The following is an 18,905-nucleotide window of genomic DNA, read 5'->3' on the forward strand; positions in this document are numbered from 1 at the left end:
TTTCGGTAAGAACACGACATCCAAACACCGGAGGACGAACATGATCAAAATTGTCAGCCTGAAAATTTGCCCTTTTGTCCAGCGAGTCATCGGAACCTTGGAAGCCAGAAGAATCCCATACGAAGTGTCGTACATCAGCCTCGAGGAGAAACCTCAATGGTTTCTCGACATTTCTCCCACGGGGCAGGTTCCCGTGTTGATTACCGAAGCCGGAACGCCCTTGTTCGAATCCGACGCCATCGTCGAATATCTGGACGATGAATTCGGACCCATCGAAGACCGGGTGAGCAACGAAGACAAAGCCCTGGACCGGGCATGGAGCTATCAGGCCAGCAAACACTACCTGGTCCAATGCAGTGCTCAGCGAAGCGGGGACAAAGCGACGCTGGAAGAACGAGCGGCCAAACTGGGCAAAGCATTTGCCAAAGTGGAAAAGGTGCTCGGCGACGGGCCTTTCTTCAAAGGCAAAGACCTCAGCAAGGTCGATCTCGCCTGGCTGCCCCTGCTGCATCGAGCCCACATCATCGAAAAACACGCCTGCTTCGACTTTTTGCAGGCTTATCCCAAAACGAAGGAATGGCAGCGGCATTTGCTTCAAACAGGGCTTGCGGAAAAATCGGTACCGGAAGACTTCGTCGATGTGTTCACGCGCTTTTACCTGTCGGATCGAACCTATCTGGGTAAAGGGAATGAATGCTCGGGTATCTCGGACGATCAGTGTGCCACGAGAGACTGTTGTTGAGATCGTTTCGACCTTCATGACCCAGTAGCCCTGCGAAACCATTCGAGCTGGACGCGAGACCTATAGGTTTTGCGTCCAGCCCTGCCACAAAGCGTCCAAGCGGCTTCCCCTGCGCGTTTCCCCATGCGCCTTCACCGACGACCCTCGCCCAAACAAGCCTACGAGCAAGCCAGACACAACATATTCCTTCTCAGAAAGTTAGGCGATCGACAACAGCGAACTCCCGTCTTTTTTGCATCCATTCGTCCGTTCCTCGTCTTTCTAATATCACCCTTATGTCAGTTCTGTGGAGGTATCTCTTGACCCTGATTCAGATCGCACTCATGACCCTGCTGTGTACCACTCCTCCGGCCGGCACCTGTGGGGCGGCGCCCCCCTCGAAGACGACCGCTTCCAAATCCAGTTGTCGTGCGACGCCCGACCCCCTTCCCCCGGCCGAGATCAAAGTTCGCTGGAAACGACCCGCCCCAGCCCAACAGGATTTGGCGGCGATCGATGCCAGTGTCCAGCGGGGCATCGATCGCCTTCGCACCAACCTGCGAGATCGTGCCTTTCAGGTCCGGCTCGAAATCGTCGACCTCCCGGAAACCAGCGATGGTCGAGCCGCGGAATCGGTACTTTTCCTGAACGGGGTTGCACTTTCGAGTTGGTTGAAACGACTGTCCGCCGATCCGAACCAGGCGAACCGAATCGCCGAGCCGACCCTGACCACGCCCGATCGATGGGAAGCGGCGGTCTTCGCATCGGGCATGCTCGCGGTCGCCGATCACGAATGGCTGCATCGGCCGGAAAACCAAGCTGCAGGTGGGTGCGGCGACACCGGCAAGTCTGGTAGTTGCGGTTCCGCCAAAAAAGCCGGGTGCGGTTCGACCCAGGCCCAAGGTAGTTGCTGTGAAACACGGCAAGCGGGTGCCGAGCCAGCCAAAGCGGCCTCGTCCGCACCGAGTGCGCCGAGTGACCGGGATCGACCGACGCCATGACGGGGAAGATCCTGACCAGCGAGACCCGAGCCCATCGAAAAGGAGCCATCTGGAAACGGCTCTGTATGCGAAGGAGTGCCACCTTGACGAGATGGACTGTCCTGATGATGTGTTTCCTCATGTGGATGCCGCCGGCCAGGTCGGAAGACTGGCCCCAATGGATGGGGCAGCGACGCGACGGCACCTGGCAGGAAGAGCAGGTCATGACCAGGTTCCCGAAATCCGGGTTGGAAACCGTGTGGCAGATGCCCATCGGACTGGGGTTCGCCGGCCCGGCAGTGGCCGACGGCCGCGTGTTCGTCACCGATTTCGTCAAGGGATCGGGCACCCTGACCAACAACGCCTCGGCCCGCGACAAGGTCACCGGACGCGAGCGGATCCTGGCCTTCGACGAAGCCACCGGTCGCCAGCTCTGGGTTTACGAATACCCCGTGTCCGTCCAGGTTTCCTACGCCTCGGGACCGCGCACGACGCCGACGGTCGACGGTGATCGCGTTTACGCCCTGGGCACCAACGGGCATGTGGCCGCACTCCAGGTGAAGACGGGCGAGCTTCTGTGGTCGCTGGATCTGCCTCGCGCCTTTCAAACGGAGATCCCGTTCTGGGGCTTTTCCAGTCACCTCCTGATCGTCGACGACCTCCTGATCACGCTAGCCGGGGGCGACGGCAGTACGGTGGTCGCATTGGACAAGAAGACCGGCCACGAGCGTTGGCGGGCCCTTTCCGCATCGGAGCCGGGATATTGCCCACCGACGCTCGTATCGCACGCCGGGAAACAACAGTTGCTGGTCTGGCACCCCGAATCGATCAACGGCCTCGAGCCGGAAAGCGGTCGGGTGCTCTGGTCGATTCCCTTGAAGGCGAACGCCGGCATGTCCCTGACCGCCCCCCAGAAATGGGGCGACGGCTTGTTCGTGAGTGGGATCGGTACGGTCCCCACCCTTTTCAAATGGAAGGGAACCGAGGTGACGCCCCAAATCGCCTGGCAGGCACACGACGGGCGGTCGCTAAGCACGGGAAACAGCACGCCTGTGGTGGATCGGGGTGTGGTTTACGGGGTCGATACCCGAGGTTATTTGATCGCCATCGAGATGGAAACCGGCGAGCTGTTGTGGTCGACCCTGGAACCGACGACCGGGGCCCGACCCGCCAAATACGCCACTGCCTTTTTGGTGAAGAACCATGATCACTACTACATCTTCAACGAGCGCGGCGACCTGATTTCGGCCAAGCTCAGCAGGGACGGTTACCGCGAGATCGACCGGACCCACCTGATCGAGCCGACGACGCGTACCTACAACCGCAATGTGGTGTGGGTCCATCCGGCTTTCGCCAACGGGTCGGTCTTCGTGCGGAACGACGGCGAGATCAAGCGGTACTCGCTGAAGGCGAAGACGGTTGGCGGCGCGGAGGCGGCTCCCGGAAAATGAGAGGGCGCGGAGGATTTTTTCACCACCGAGTCGCCGCCCAGGCCGGGGGCCGGATTGCCGGACCACCGGGTTTCAGGTGGGTAACTAATCGAAGCGAATCGTTTGGGAGTTCCCGCATTTGTGAGAGGGGCGTCGTTGCAGTAGGTGCCGGGCCCGCCCAGGGCGCCGGGCCGACATTTTTCGACGAACTCCCCGAATATCCACCCTCTTAGGTTTTTAGCTTTATCTTCAAGCTTTACATAGTTCGTTACATAAGAGCCGCGAACAAGCGGGCATACCCAGCTCGATTTCGAGAAAGAAACAGACCACCTGGATTCTCGCGAAGGGCCATGGGTCGTTCATTCAAAAAATCAAGCAGGAACCCATGAACATCGGAAACCAGGAAAGGATCGGCGTTGGTGTCACATCATGGTCCAGCTTTTCCTGGTTTCCATTATTCTTGCCTTCCTGATCAAGATTAGACGACGGCAAGACCCAGCTCAGGTTGAATACACCACTTTGTTTCAGGAGAGGCCGCGGAGGCAGGGAAGATTCCCTGCCTTTCCCGGAACCAAAGTGAGGCGTCGCCGGTGTAGATGTGGAGGCCACCCAGCCCGACACACCCCCGCAGGCTCATTGGCGGATACAGGACAGAACCAAATGAGCCAGGCGTGAATTGTCGTAGAGTTCGTGCATCAACCGAATCGGCTGGGTGCGCAGCGTGTCCGAGGCGATGATGGCGTCCCAGTCCAGAGAGTGGGGAACCGCGACGCCCGCCGCCTTCATGGCCTCGATGAACACGTGGGCGATGATCCCCTGACCGATGGCCGAGGGATGCACGCCGTCCAAGCTGAAGAGGCCGCCTTCGATCTGATGGCCCTTCCGCGTCGTGTGGTAGTAGCGGGTATCGGGTTTGGGAACGAGCCCCTCCAACGGTCCTGGCAAGGATGCCGGTCGCCGGTTGTTGCGCCGGAAGGCCATCTCCAGCAGGGTTTTGTTGGTTTCGACGGCCACGAACCGGTTCTGCCCCAGCCGTGTATTGGCCTCTTGCAGCACGGTACGGATGATTTGGTTGTACTGGGCGATCGTCTTGTCGATGCGGTACACCTCCTCGAAGTCCAGGCTGAGGCTGGGATCCGGTTCGTCGATATTCTTGAACACGACATAGGTGTAGTACTGCCAATACGATGCCGTGCGAGGTGTTCCTGGGCCTCCGCCAGGGGTCAGGACCCCGAATGGATCGGGCGCCTCGATCCGTTCGCCGACACCTCGAGCCAGGGGCGCGACGGTGACCGCCGGCACGTCACCCACGAAGACGTGCCAGTCGGGATAGACATTGGCCCGCATCGCGTCGACGACGTGGTCGATCAGGATCCGGTACTCCTCCTCGAAGTGGGCCGCCGTCCAGAGGTTGAAGTCGGCATAGCGCAGAAACCGCTGGTCCACATCGTCGCAGCCCTCGGTGCTGCGGATCTCCATTTCGAGGAGCGTCGCGAGCGCATTGTTGGCACCCAGCCAGAGGACGAGATTTTCGACGCCGCCCACCGACCTGTCGCGAGCGTGCCGCCGCAGCCACCCGATCGGGGAGTGATCCCGGAAGGCGTCGTCGCCCGAGGGATTCAACACCGCATGGGCCGTTCGATCGAAGCTGAACTGGGTGATTCCGAAGACGTTGTCCTCGAGTGGTTTGTTCATCCGGGAACGAGCCACGGCGGGGGTGAGCTTGAAGGCATCGGCCACGGTCATGCCGCGCGACGCCACGTTGTGAAACCAGGGATCCTGGCGCACTCGGAGGTCGGGTGTCCAGGTCGGATGATGCTTGTCGATGGCACCCTCGCCCCGTTCGAAGTGGTCTTCCACCTTGTCGAGAAAGAGCATCGCGGTGGTGATGGCCATCGGCCATTCAATGGGCCCAAAAATATCGCCGCCGTACAGCTTCTGAAGGCGCCGCAAGAGCAGTTCGACATTGGCGGGGTGGCCCCCCAGCTCCCAGCGTGGGAACAGGTAATCCCGCCCGGGTTGGAGGCCCAGGCACCGCGCGATCAGGGTGGAGTAACACAGATCGGTCCGCGCCGCGGCCGCCGACATGAACCCTTGGGAAATGCTGTCACCGATGGTGAAAAGCTTCATAACCTACCCCCTTGCGACGAGCACACGCAGATGCTTCGTTCTGGAAAACTTTAGATTTTCTCAGAACAACACCCAATGTTTCCCCGGGACAAAACCGTACTTTTATTTTAATTTCAAATTAACACAAATATCACCTTGCTCATTTTTTTCTTTCAAACGCCCTGCCGGCTTCGATGCCGCCGAGGCCGACAGATCCATGGCACCGAATGCCTTTCCGATGCCCGGTTACATGGTGCTGACGCAAACCCAACCAAGATGGCCTTTTCCCATCGCCACCGAAGCGCGCCGAAATCTAGGAACGGCTGGATGCGGAACGAAGCAGGCGGTCATGCCCTGGGTTCGTCTGTGGAGAGCCCCCAGACCGGGGCTCCCCCATCTAAAGGGTATGGCATTCATTCAATGCCGCTGTAATTTTGTTCGTCATATTCTCCGGAATCGTACATGGTCGCGCTTGCATGTGAATACAGGATCGTTCCCTCCGTTCCGTAGGCGATATCCATACCTTGTAGGAAGTGAGACTCACTTTGCTTATAAGAATAGTCTTGGGAATATACTCGTTCCCAAATCCTGTAATCTGCGTACGCGGTGATATATTTTTGCTTCTGGTTTTCAGCAAGATTAGCACCTATTTCCGAGTTGGAAACATAGATCAGTTTTCGAAAGTCCTCATTGAGGTAACTTCCCGATTCGTTACATATGACCATCGAATCGAAATTTCGATCCTTTCTTTGTGCAACGACCCTGTATCCCGGTTCACAGAAGGCATGACCTTCCTGGGGCGTGTAGTTGTCTTTTGAAATATTGATCTTGTACAGTGTGTTTTGTGTGAGAATGAACAGTATGTCGACATTCAGCCTGGCATCGGTTTTCTCGCATCTGATGGCCTTAATGTCTTCTATCGCGCCAGGAATGACCATTTTCCTTTGAAAGTTAATTTTCCCATTGCTTTTAAAGTCTTTGTCGAAAGTACCGCGATAGATCCAATAGGTTTCGCTGTCTTGATCATGATAAGCGAGATATAATATTTGGCTATCCATACCCGCAGCCGCTATTCCGGAAAAATTCGGTTTAAAACTCGACGGAAAAGGATCCAACATGATACTGGTAGAACAGACGACGTTGTCAAAAAAATGACAAAAGTAATTGCCATCGGATTCTTTGATTAATATGATTTTTACCAACTCGCCAGGTTCCGAACCTTGACTGGGTGGTGGCATTCTCGTTGCGGTTATATCCAGAATGATATCGAGAGGTATGGATCGCCCTCGGTTATCCACCAAGTAATCCAGGTCGGTATAACTTACTTTGAACTTTCCTGGTTCTAGGCCTTCTCCCGGTATCGACCGAAGGTGAACATTGTAGGGTTGGCTTCCGCTATAGCATTCGAACCTTCGATTTAAGTTTTGCAAAGAACCCTCCACTTGAATTAGGTTGGGTTTAGATGCAGGCCTTCCAAGCTCTCCTGTTTTCATCTCCTTTGTGTTGTCTTGGAATAAACGCAGTTCATTATCCCTAGCGGTAAAAGAGATACTGAATAATTTGTGCCGATAGCCTTCTCTTTTCATGAAGGCTTCGTCGAATCTCTCGAGCGCCGATGGCGGTTGCGGCCAATACAGGTAGATGAGCAAATCAATAATCGCCACGATGGCCCCGACGACGGCGACACCGAAGGCCAAGGGTCCTGCCCAGGCAAAACTGGCGATAGCTGCGATTCCCGCAACGATCCCGGCCGCCGAGAGGGCGGTGTTGACCGAGGCCATGACGATGTCCTTCGCGGAACCGGCTTTAACCGCGTCGTAAAGCTGGTAACACGAAAGGCCAAGGGCGACGACACCGGTTACGACCGCGACCCGTGCCGCAAATTGGTTGGCGCTGTTGCCGAATATTCTGAGGGCAGACGAGCTGCCACTGGCTCCCTCATCGAGCCATGAAGCAAACCTGGTGGCCATGGTCGTCAATCGGGGTGGCAGCGCCGTATTGGGCGCTTTACTGAGCCACTTGGAAAAGGGCTTGGCCAAAAATGCCTCCAGGACGGTCACCCCGGAGTAAATCGTGTTATTTGTGAACCCGATGTCCGATACCAAGTTATTTTTACTATCGTTGACTTCCATAGTGTACTTGGTCAACGCAAACGCGTAGAGGACGACCTGTGCCACGCCGCCACCTTCGCCCCAGGCATCCCTGGCCGGGGCGGTCGAATACATCGGGTTGTCCGTTTGAGGGTGCCTGAGATTGCCGACCGCGGAACATGGATAGGTATCCGACTGAGGTGAATTCATGGGGGACGCATCGAGAGCATGCTCCACCGCCTCCACCACCATCTCGTTCAAGAGTGCCTTTTCCGAGAGATCTCCGCTGATGAGTGTATCGTAGATGACTTTCGCTACTTGACGAACGCCCCCGTGCAAACGGCACCAAGCTTCGATTTGCTCTACGATCTCCCTTGCGTTTTGCTCAGGGTATTGTTCCGAGATGTCGGTGGTGTCGATGTTCTTTAATTGCTCCAGCGTTTCGCTCATGAAATCCATGGCCAACGTGGCATTCCAGTTTGGGCCGTCATCTCTGGTAAAGAAGCTGGTCTGGACATTTCTCGCTTGAGCTTGAAGCAATGCCGCCTCCATCCTTGTTTGCAGCTCCTGTGCAGAAACACCCTCAACCCGATTCGTCAACAAGATTTCGAGCTTCGCCGTTTTTTCCATGATTTCCGCCATGGGATTCAGTGGATCCTGAATGCTTTCACCGGGCAGGATTTTCATGCGATTTACGAAATCTTGAATTTTTTCGGTACTAAGACAGTAATCGAAGTAGAGCTCTCCCCAATCACGGCTAGTATTCCTTGGTTCCACCCTGTCTTTCACATCCGCATTATTTGCGGGCAAAAACTTCCTTAGATTGTAGCCGGCGGCATCTCCCTGAAGACTGCTCCCTGAATATAGATAGGCGATTCGGTACAATTTATTGAACATACTATCAAAAACTTCCGCCTCTTGCAGTTCGGAGAATTGGAAATTAACTTTGCACATGTCCCAAGTCCGGGTTGTGTCCAACAGGTTTGAATCTGCCGCGAGCCCTTGGGCCAAAAAAAGTTGGGCAGCCTTGTTGTAATGGTCTCTCGCGAAGTTGTCTCTTATCTCCCGAACCCTGTTACAAAGGTCCGTTCGGGTCTCCGGGGTTCCACCTCCGGGGGGTGCATAATATACATTTTGGTTCTTTTTTGGATCTCCACCCTTCCTCGGTTCTCCATACGCAAGAGTTGGGTTGGCCGGTTCCATACCAAAAGATTCCAACCAATCTGAAGTATCCACTTCTGGAGGCTTTACACCCACGCCATCAGTGGAGTAGGCATAATCCGGGTCATCCTCGTCCCATAGCTTCTTCAAGGTGGCTTTCAGGTTGTCGATATAATACTTTTCGGCAAACAACTGTGCTTCGTCCGCTTTTTCGTCCATATTCCAGTAGGTAATCGAGTTTTCCCTATCAACCCAAGAAGTGATGTCGTCAATTTCATCCAGATATTTCCTATTACTATTGATCTCATCTGGGCTGCTGGGCGTTCTTTCCATTCCCGCCACACTATAGGCAGGACTAAAACTCTGACGAAATCCTTTCAGCTCATTTCCAGGTAACGACGGAGCTCCCCATCTCATCGACCTTCCATTCCCCGGACAGGCCTGACCCCGGCTGACTTCATGTTTGCATCCGCGAATTTGGCGAACCGAACTGTCAAATCGATTAAAAAAGTCACCAGTGAATTCGTTTTTGTTTTTATGGAAAAAGATCGTTCCCTTTCCCTGCTGGTTTTGGCCGAATTCAAAGATGACCTTGTTCGTGGCAGGATAGTGCTGAAGATTCGTAACCGACTCATTGCCAAACATGATGGGGAACATGCCCCAATTGAACAGGGTCAAGGAATTCCAGCTTCCATCGTTGCTCTGGTAATAAACTTCATAAATGTAGCGATTTCGTACGATATCGTGAAAGAAAGCCTGAAAATTTTGAAGTATAGACATTGAGTTCTCTCCTGGGAAATCGTGTTGTGTGTTGTAGAAAAACACATTTTGCGGAAGCCAAGGCAGGGATCTGACGGCCGCCCTTCGAGAGGCGCTCGATTGTCAAACGTTTGGAATGGGTGATTGTAAGTGAATGGTCTAATGACATACGGCATCACTCTGTCATATGCCCAAGTATTTCTCAGCCCAGCATGTCGTGAAGGATGGAATATTCACAACTATGGACGTGGCGAGGTACCCTTTGTGAACCGAAATCAGGGTATCGAACCCGTTCGCTTTGTTCCGACCCTTAAAAAAACGCAGAAGAACACTCGCAGGAAAACGCCGGTCATTCTGACTGGCGTCCGGCTTGGGGTGGTCACTGAACGAAGAATGAAAATGTAGCCAGTGATTCGGAATCTATTGGATCGGGAACCTACGATTCCCTCCATCACGAATGCAGAAAACGGTCACTTACAGTGCGCGTTTCGGTCAAGTGCGCACCTACGGTCGCTGCCAAACCACGACATCACCTTACAGCCAGGCCCACGCCCTCGGACTCACCCGTGGCCGCGGGTGATCTTGAAGGTGTTGGGGGCCGTGCAGTCCTCCGGCACGATCGCCGGTTTCAGGCCGCCGATCAGCTCGACGACGTGCTCCGCCGACATCATCGAGCCCTCCTGCCAGCCCGGCAGGGTGGAGGCCTGATCGCCGACCACGTAGAAACGCCGGTCGGGCAGGAGCAGCCGGCGGTAGTCGGCGTCGTCGTGCTGGCCCTCGCCCCAACTGGGCCAGGCGCCGGCCAGGTAGGGTACGTTCTGCCAGGCGATGGACAGGCCCAGTTCGGTGGGTACGATCGAGTTGTCCTCGAACTCGCGATGCAGCCGGGCCCCGCCCTCCTTGGCGACCCGCAGGCGCTTGGCCAAATCCCATTTGCCGAACTCGGTGGCGTTCCTCGGCGCGTCCGGGCAAATGCCGTCGTGGATGTAGGCCCCGGTCAGGGTCCCCTTCTTGGAGAAGTAGTCGTTCGAGGGGTACCAGATCTGCTCGATGATGTCGTCCGTCCAACTGATCCCGCCGTAGATCTGGTAATCGTGCCCCTCCCAAAATCGGGTGTTGCACTGCCAGCCGACCTTGCAGGACGCGTCGAAGGTGGTGCGCGCCACGGCCTTGGCGAAGTCCTCCCGGAAGTTGTTGTCGATGTCCTTGAGCACCGGACAGGGGATGTTGCTCACGCAGTAGTCGGCCCGAAGGGTGTCCTCGCGCTGGCCAATCCGGTAGGCCACCGTCACGCCCTCGTCACTGACGTCGATATCCGTCACCGGCGCGTTGTAGGTGATCAGGTGCCCCACTTTCCGCAGAAACCCTTCGACGATCATGTCCATGCCACCCACCGGCTGGAACAGGGTCGGCTGCCACTCGAACTCGAAGGGATCGTAGAAACTGGTGTTCCAGAAATTGGAATCGAGCAGGGCGCGGAACGGCATCTTGGCGGGGATGTCGCAATTGTAGAACACGTTGGGCGTGGGCGTGCCCTGCGGGTCCGGCCCGCAGCCGACGCGGGTCGAGCCCTCGTAGTGATAGTCGCTCTGGTCTTCGCAGGTGTTGTGTTTTTTGCCCAAGGGCCCGAAGGTCCGCAACAGCCCGAGCAATTTTTCGCGATCCTCACCCGACATTTCGCGGTCCAGCGCACCCTTGTTGACGGCCTTGGCGAGCAGCTCGGCGATATAGCCGCGCGTATCGTGCTGCATGCGGCGGTACGGAAAAGGTCGGTTCAGGGCGCCGCGACTGGTCTGAAACAGGTTGCCCGTGGTGTTCATGACGTAGGGCTGCAGGACCACATCCAGCTCCTGGCAATAGCCCAGCACACGCCGGTGATGGTAGGGCAATCGGCCCGGGCCCAGATTCATGTACAACCCGCTGTCGAAGCGGCAGTGCTGGTACGTGGTGCCGTGCTCCTTGCTCCGCTCGACGATGGTGCTGCCGCGACGCGCCGTGTGATTGCGGCCACCGGCGCGATGGTCGGCCTCCAAAATGTGGCATCGGTACCCGTATTGGGAAAGCAGGTACGCGGCGGTCAGCCCACCGATGCCCGCGCCCAGGATCACGACCGACTTGCCGACCCCGGAGCCGCGCTCCATTTTCGGCGGGCCGTCCCAGGCCGCCGGTTTGTGGATCAGCCCCATCGCGACCATGGTTTCGTACAGCGCGGCGGCACCACCCGCCTGCCCCACTCGCGTCAAAAACTGGCGCCGCGTCCAACCGGTCATTCCCTTTCCGGTCATGAAGCCCTCCTTCGACGAACCTGACCCATTTCGAAACGTGGAAACACCGTACTTTTTCCCTCGCCCGCGCGAAGAGAGCGAAGTGACAATTTTCCTTTTCCTTGGATTTGCCCATCATCTCAATTTTTCAACGCCAAAATCAAGAAGGGATCGGCGAGGTGTTTCAGAGAAACCGCCTGGTAAAACACACAAACATCGAAATTATGCCACCGGATAAATTTATACACCACAGCGTAGATTCAGAGACGCACATTTTCTTGACCATAAAGTCGTAGCTCAGGCCGGGGCCGGATTGCCGGCGATCCGGCACACCGGCTACTGGGTCACAGGTGGAGAACTAATCGAAGCGACTGAGAAGAACTATTTTGCGCCATCGAGAGATCTGGAGGCCCGACTTACCTGCTCCGCTCTGTTGCGATTCGATCTTTCGATGCCTTGATCGCTTCGAAGTGTCGGGCCAGCGGCCTTACCGGCCCTGCCCAACCTACTGCAATGCCGACCCTCAAAGCCTGCGGGAACCCCTCGCATGGATCACTTCGAAATGTTCAACCAGCGGGCTTACCGCCCTTGCTGAACCTACCTGGCGCGACGAATCTCTGATCATTCGGGCACTCCAAGCGGATTCGTTTCAAATGAGAAAACGAAGGCCTCGGAGGCCGCCCGATCGAGGCTTCCGTGTGAACATGCTCAGAAGCGCAGGCCGACCATGGTGATGTCGTCCCGCTGCTCGCTGTCGCCCATGTGTTGCTCGAGCGCCGCACCGATTCGTTCCTCGATCTCCTCGGTCGACAGGCAGGCCACTTCCTCAAGCAACTGTTTCAATCGCCGCGACCCGAACTTCTTGCCCGCCGCATCGCATTGATCGGCAAAACCATCGCTGGCGAGCACCAACAAATCGCCCTGCCGCAACACCAGCTCTACCTGCCGGTAGGTGCGCACGTTCTCCTTCTGCCTGCCGCCGATGCCGTGGCGATCGCCCCTGACTTTTTGGACGCTGCCCTTCGCGGCGTCCCCAAACGCGGGTCGGACCAGGAAAAGCGGCAGTCCGGCTCCGGCGAACAACACTCGGTCGCTGCCCTTTTCGAACCGACACAGGCACAGCTCCATGCCGTCGCGCGTGGTATCGCGCTGGTTTTGATGCAGGCTCTCCCGAACACCGATGTTCAACAATTCCAAGATTTTGGCGGGTTCGACGACCGCCTTTTCGCCAACGATCTTGTTGAGCAACTGGTACCCGATCATCGACATGAAGGCGCCCGGCACCCCGTGCCCGGTGCAGTCGACCACCGCGACGAACAAATGGGGACCCGTCTCCCAAATCCAATAGAAATCGCCCGAAACCAAATCCTTGGGTCGAAAGATCACGAAATGGGCGCCCGGGTAGTGGGCCATATCCTCCGCATGGGGCAGAATCGCGTGTTGGATCTTTTGAGCGTAGCGAATGCCCGCGGTGATCTTCTCGTTTTTATCGGCCAGTTCCCGATTGGCGATGTTGAGTTCCGACGTTCGCAGCGCGACCACGGATTCGAGGAAGCGACTACGTGCTTCCAGTTGCTGGACTCGAAGTCGAAAGCCACAGTACGCCAAACATGCGAGGAGCAACACCAATCCGATCCGAAATGCGGTGGTCTGATAGAAGGCCGGGACCACGACGAGCGAAATGCCGGCTTCGCGGATGCTCCACGATCCCGCGCGGTTGGTGCCCTGCACGCGCAGTTGATAGGAACCGGGCGGCAACGAGGTGTAGGAAACCGATCGCTGGCTGGCGTCCGCCTGCAGCCAGTCATCGTCAAATCCCTCCAACCGATAGCGATACTGCAGTTTCCACGGCGCACTGAAGTCGAGTGCCGAAAACTCGAATCGCACCGTTTTGCGCCCGGGCCCGATTTGCAGCGAGCCCCGCTCGATGGCGCCCCGCTCGTCCCGGCCACCGGCATGAATGTCGTTGATGATCAGGGGTGGCTGGAACGACCAGGTCTCGAGACGCCGCGGATCGACCAGCAGCACGCCCTGCGGAGAGCCGAACAACAGGTTGCCGTCGGGCGTCTTGCTGCGGCTGGCGATGAAAAAACTGTGAAAGTCGTTCCCCTCGGCGGGCCCGAAGGTTTGGTGGGTCCAATCGCGGGGATTCACCCGAAGCCGCGGGCCCAGCCAGATGAAGCCCTCGTCGTCTTCGATCAGCGTGTGGACCGGGCGCGGTTCGATCCCCACGAGGTCGTGAACCATCGAGAACGAGGCACGCTGCCCATCCCATCGTTCGAGAACGGCCGCACCCGCCTGGGTCGCCACCCACAGCCGATCCTCGCGATCGATGAGCAGGTCGGGTACCCAATTGCCCGGCAGGCTGTCCGGGCGCTGTTCGTCGTGAAAAATCCGCCGAGCGGTGCCTTCGGTTGGGTCGAAGGCGTTCAATCCGTTTTCCGTTCCGGCCCAGAGCAGGCCCACCCGATCGAACACGAGCGATTCCACGGCCTGGCCCGAAAGCGAGCGCGGATCGTCGGACCGGTGTGCATACCGGACCATCTCGTAGGTCTCGGGATCGATGCGGGCCATGCCCTCCGAGGCGCCGACCCATAGATGTCCCTCGCCGTCGAAGACCATGGTGCGAATGGGGCCCCACGGTAGCCCGTCGTTCTGGTCGAACCGCCGGAACCGCGCCTCGCCGGACGCCATGCGGTGCAACATGCCGTTGAGGGTCGCCACCCAGCGGGTACCGTCCGTCGCCTCGATCATGCAGGTGATCGAGCCGTCGCCGAGCGCTTCGGGGTCTTCGGCGTCGGCACGGTATTCATCGACCAGACGCCGTTCGCGATCCATCACGTCGATACCGTTGCCGTTGGTTCCCAGCCACAGGGTTCCGTCCTCGAGGGCCAGGGTTCGCACGATCGAAGGGTGGGTGGGCCCGATGGGGTTGAGAAGACTGTGACGCAGTTTGACGAAGGGCCGCGTGGTGGGATCGTGGAACGCGATCCCACCGCCCCAAGACCCGACCCAAACCAATCCGGAGTGATCGACGATGAGCGCGCCGATGCGGTCGTTTCCGATGGTCGCGGGATCGCTGGGATCACTGCGCAGGCGATCGATGACTTCCAGCGTATCGGGATCCAACACATCGATGCCGCCGCCAAAGGTCGCGATCCATATTTCGCCCTTGCGGGACTCCACCACGGAGTAGACGAAGTAGTGATTGACGCCGTTCGGCGACGATGGATCGTGGGGAAATCGATGGAAGCGCCGGGTGGCCGGATCGTACATGGCGGCGCCTTGCTCATTGGTGCCAATCCAGATCCTGCCGCGCGAATCCTCGAAAATCACGACGACATACTGCCCGGCCAGGGAGTCCGGCACCGCGGGATCCGAGGCCACCCGCTCGAAATCGGCGGTCTCGGGCCGCCATCGCTGCAGCCCGTCGCGCGTACCGATCCACAACCGGCCCGAGCGATCCACCAACAACCCACGCACTCGATCGTCGGCCAGGCTGTCGGGATCGGTCGGGTCGTGGGCGAAATGGTCGATTTGGTCGCGATCCAAATCGAGACGATCCAGCCCGGCGTGGGTGGCCAGCCATATATGACCGGTGGGCGTTTCGGCAATGCCCTCGACGCGGTTGTGGGAAAGACCGCCACCGCCCTGGGGTTGGTATTGGTAGCGTCTGAACCGGTCGGTTCGGGGGTCGAACACCGAAGCGCCGCCACCGAAACTCCCGATCCACAACCGCCCGTCCCCGGCCAGACAAAGGGCACGGATATAGGATCCGCCCAGGGAATGGGGGTCGTTGCGACGAGAGCGATACACTTTGAAACGATAACCGTCGTAGCGCACCAACCCGTCCTGGGTCCCCAGCCACAGTAGCCCACGCCGGTCTTGAATCATTTGGGAGACGAGGTGAACCGGGACATCGTCCGGAATGGCCAATCGCTTGAAGGAAACCAGACCGGGTCGGGTTTGGGCCTGCAGGGATGGGCCGAGGAAAGGCAGGGACCAGGCGACCGCGCAAAGCAGGATCGAGATGGAGCGGTTGGCGTTCACGGGCAGGGACCCCGGCGCGAAGAGGCGCGGCAAGCTGACAGGATGCCATCGAGCTCTCGTACGTTGCACGAACCACGAGATGGACGGGAGGATGGGTCGGCCAAATTCGGTGTGTCGGTTCGAACCACGCGCATGCCTCGTTGTCTCGATCGATGGGAACCAAATCGATATCGATGATTTTACCCTTCCCCGTCGGGGAAGTCGGTGTTTTTAATGCCCTGCACCACCGCCATCCTGACCGTGAGGCTTTCCCGGAGCCAACCCCGGGTGGCGTTCTCGGGCGCCCCCTTCCCTACTCGAACGCCCGTGCGGTTTTTCCACCAATCGAATGCCCAGAAACGCGACAACACGGTGTCCTCGAGGACACCCCGGAAAACGGCAGCACCTGGGACTACGGCGACACGTTCGGCGAAGCCACTTCGGCGGACGCCGACCAGCGAACGCGCGAGTTTCGTTCCGAATTGGGGCTTCGGTTTTAGGGGGTCGAGGCTGGGTCGACCCGATCGACGCATCTCCCCGCAGGGGGTTACCAGGGATGGAAATCGATTTTGAGGGTCATCCGTACGGGTGCGGGCTTGCCGTTGATGGTTCCCGGTTTGAAGCGAGCCTTTTTGATGCTTTCGATGCAGGCGAACTCGAGTCCCTCTTCGGGACCGGCAAAGGTGCGGAGAACGGAAATATCGGTAACCGCGCCATCGGGATGAAATTCGGCCTCGACGATGATGTACCCGAATCGGACGATCTGATCGGGGGACAGAACGGGTTTGGGCCGGGAAAGAAAAACGGGATATTGAACCAGGTCCCGATCGGCGCGCGTCGGCGTCTCCGGGTTCGGTTGGGCCTCGAGCAGGGCGACGAGCGCGTCGAGATCCCTGGCGGTGTCGCCCACGGGCACATGGCGCCCCTCGAGATGTTTGATGCAGGTGGCTCCCTTTCGCAGTAACAGGTGGACCATGCCACCATCGCGGCGCCACAGCGCTTTCGTCAGGGCCGTGCTGCCCCAGCGGTCGTGGGCATCGGGGTCGACGCCGCGATCCAGAAGAAAGCGAGCCACTTGGAGTCGCCGGGCCCAAGCCGCTTCGATTAGGGCGGTTCGCCCACCCTCGTCGCGCGAATCGAGGGCTCCATCGTGACGACGAAGGGCTTCGAGATCACCATCGGCCGCGAGGTCGAAAATGGTTTTCTCGACAGGTGCTGGAGCTTTTCCATCCAGGCAGGCGATCATTTCCGCATGATTGAGAAAGGCGGCCAACTCGCGAGGCGTGTGCTTTTTTTGGTTCCGCACCACAAGCGATGCCCCGCTCTCGAGGAGGAGCGGCACCAGACGGGTGTGGCCATACAGCACGGCCACATGTAGGGCCGTGTTGCCGCCGTGGTCGCGATGGTCGGGATCGGCACCGGCGGCCAACAACATTCGGGTCATGACGATTTGCTCCCGACGTACGGCCAAGAGGAGCGGGGTGCGACCATGTCGGTCTTCGAAATCGAGGCGTTCGCTCGCCTGGATGAATTGGCGCAACATGTGGACCCGGCCCAGGCTGATGGCGCGAGCCATGGCGTTGTCGTATTCCCCGGACCCTTCGATTCGAGCTCCCTTCTCGAGCAGGGAACCAACCAAATCTTCGTCACCGAACGCGACCGCGTGATTCAAGATGGTTTCCCGGTCGTGGACGCCGTTGGGATCGGCGCCGGCCTGTAGGAGCGCGATGGCGGCTTTCCCGTCACCCCGTGTCACCGCTTCGAAGAGTTTGGCGGTTTGCTTTCCGGCTTGAAGCGAGGCGGAGAGCAGCAGGAGGATCAGCATCGGGCGCATGGACATGCCTCCGGGAGGGATACTCGATTCTATCCCGAAACGGGAGGCGGTGGAGGTGTTCGCCACTTTCCGCGTGTCTCGCGAGGGTGTGCCTTCGGTACTTTTACCACGGAGTCGCCGCCCAGGCCGAGGGCCTGGGTTTCAAGTAGGTAACTAATCGAAGCGAATAGCCAGGGAGTTCCCGCATTTGTGAGTAGGGCGTCGTGCCTGGTAGGTTGGTCACGGGCGGTATGCCCGCTGGGCCGACATTTTTTGACGAACACCCCGAACATCCGCCTTTTTAGGCTTTTATCTTTACCTTCGAATTTTACAGAGTTCGTTTCATAAGAGCCACGCACCAGCGGGCATACCCGCTCGATTTCGAGAAAGAAACAGCACACCTGGTTTCTGGCGAAGGGCCATGGGTCGTTCATCCGAAAAATAAAGCAGGAACCCATGAACATCGGAAAGCAGGAAAGGACCGGAATTGGTACACATCATGGTCCTGTTTTTCCTGGTTTCGTTCATTCCTGCCTTCCTGATCAAGATGTGACGACGGCAAGAGCCAGCTCAGGTTGAATGCACCACTTTGTTTCAAGAGAGGGTCAGTGGAAGCGAACCTTGGTGAAACGTTCACTCAGGTTCCACAGCTTCCGCATGTCTTCCGTTTTTCTCGCCGCGGAGGTGGTGTCCACCGGAACGGGGTAACCCCGCAATTCGAAGCAACTGGCGGGACCGAAGTACTCGCCGCCTTCGACGCCCGGATCGACCGCCGCCCGCAACGTCGGCAAGGCGCCCTGCCAGGGCTTCATGCCGAAAAGGGGGCTGAGCATGTTCGACAGGCTGGTGTGGCGCTGAAGGTCGGTCTGGGTCCAACCGGGGTGAGCGGCCACCGCCTTGACGTCGCTGCGATCGGCTTTCAACATGTGATCCAACTGGAAATGGAACAGCAGATTGGCGAGCTTGCTCTGCCCGTAGGATTCCCACTTGGCGTACTTGCGCTTCACCCAGTTGGGATCCTCGAAATCCATGCGACCGAACTTGTGGGCCAGGCTGGACACGGTCACGACGCGCGCGCCGGGTCGCTTCCCGAGCGAATCCAACAAAAGGCCGGTCAGGGCGAAATGGCCCAGATGGTTGACGCCGAATTGCAGTTCGAAACCGTCGCTGGTTTCCTGGCGTTGGGGCGGCACCATGACGCCGGCATTGTTGATCAGCAGGTCGAGGTGATCGTGTTCGGCCTTGAAGGCATTGACGAACGCGTGGATCGAAGCCAGGTCGGACAGGTCGAGCTGTTTGACTGTCACGATCCCGGCGGGCTTGTCCGCTTCGATTCGTTGCATGGCGGCAGCTGCCTTCTCGCGGTTGCGGCAGGCCAGAATGACATCGGCGCCTTTGGCCGCGAGAGCCCGAGCCGTTTCGAAACCGATACCGGTGTTCGAACCCGTGACGATGGCGATGCGGCCTTTCTGATCGGGAATCTGCGCTTGGTTCCATTTCATGATCTCACTCCTTTCCATGTGTGTTGGGTACTCCGAGAGGTTGGACG

At 58.2% G+C, this 18,905-nt stretch carries 9 protein-coding genes; 3 read left to right on the top strand and 6 right to left on the bottom strand.

The annotated features are described in order from the left end of the window. Positions 1-40: 40 nt before the first annotated feature. The 3 genes from J3U87_RS33975 (at position 41) to J3U87_RS33985 (ending at position 3,152) form a co-directional block, all read left to right on the top strand. The gene (locus J3U87_RS33975; protein ID WP_237380490.1) at positions 41-742 is read left to right on the top strand and encodes a glutathione S-transferase family protein; all 702 of its coding nucleotides are present in this window, start codon (positions 41-43) and stop codon (positions 740-742) included. A gap of 299 nt (positions 743-1,041) precedes the next feature. Beyond that, positions 1,042-1,722 carry a hypothetical protein gene (locus tag J3U87_RS33980; RefSeq protein ID WP_237380491.1) on the top strand — a complete coding sequence of 227 codons (681 nt, stop codon included), beginning with the start codon at positions 1,042-1,044 and terminating at the stop codon, positions 1,720-1,722. 83 nt (positions 1,723-1,805) lie between these two features. After that, complete coding sequence (locus tag J3U87_RS33985; protein ID WP_237380492.1) at positions 1,806-3,152, top strand: PQQ-binding-like beta-propeller repeat protein; 1,347 nt, start codon at positions 1,806-1,808, stop codon at positions 3,150-3,152. A 612-nt stretch (positions 3,153-3,764) separates the two neighbouring features. Here the strand turns inward: J3U87_RS33985 and J3U87_RS33990 are convergent. The 6 genes from J3U87_RS33990 to J3U87_RS34015 form a co-directional block, all read right to left on the bottom strand. Continuing rightward, positions 3,765-5,261 carry a hypothetical protein gene (locus J3U87_RS33990; RefSeq protein WP_237380494.1) on the bottom strand — a complete coding sequence of 499 codons (1,497 nt, stop codon included), beginning with the start codon at positions 5,259-5,261 and terminating at the stop codon, positions 3,765-3,767. 392 nt (positions 5,262-5,653) lie between these two features. Beyond that, positions 5,654-9,271: a hypothetical protein gene (locus J3U87_RS33995; protein ID WP_237380496.1), complete on the bottom strand. Its 3,618-nt coding sequence runs from the start codon at positions 9,269-9,271 to the stop codon at positions 5,654-5,656. Positions 9,272-9,810: 539 nt separating this feature from the next. Further along, the gene (locus J3U87_RS34000; RefSeq protein WP_237380497.1) at positions 9,811-11,535 is read right to left on the bottom strand and encodes a flavin monoamine oxidase family protein; all 1,725 of its coding nucleotides are present in this window, start codon (positions 11,533-11,535) and stop codon (positions 9,811-9,813) included. 687 nt (positions 11,536-12,222) lie between these two features. Then, positions 12,223-15,564: a two-component regulator propeller domain-containing protein gene (locus J3U87_RS34005; RefSeq protein ID WP_237380499.1), complete on the bottom strand. Its 3,342-nt coding sequence runs from the start codon at positions 15,562-15,564 to the stop codon at positions 12,223-12,225. 526 nt (positions 15,565-16,090) lie between these two features. Continuing rightward, entirely contained in the window at positions 16,091-17,377 is a 1,287-nt protein-coding gene (locus J3U87_RS34010; RefSeq protein ID WP_237380501.1) for an ankyrin repeat domain-containing protein, read from the bottom strand. A gap of 584 nt (positions 17,378-17,961) precedes the next feature. Beyond that, complete coding sequence (locus J3U87_RS34015; RefSeq protein ID WP_237380502.1) at positions 17,962-18,858, bottom strand: oxidoreductase; 897 nt, start codon at positions 18,856-18,858, stop codon at positions 17,962-17,964. Positions 18,859-18,905: the final 47 nt, after the last annotated feature.

It is taken from the genome of Sulfidibacter corallicola, from assembly GCF_017498545.1.
GTDB lineage: Bacteria > Acidobacteriota > Holophagae > Acanthopleuribacterales > Acanthopleuribacteraceae > Sulfidibacter > Sulfidibacter corallicola.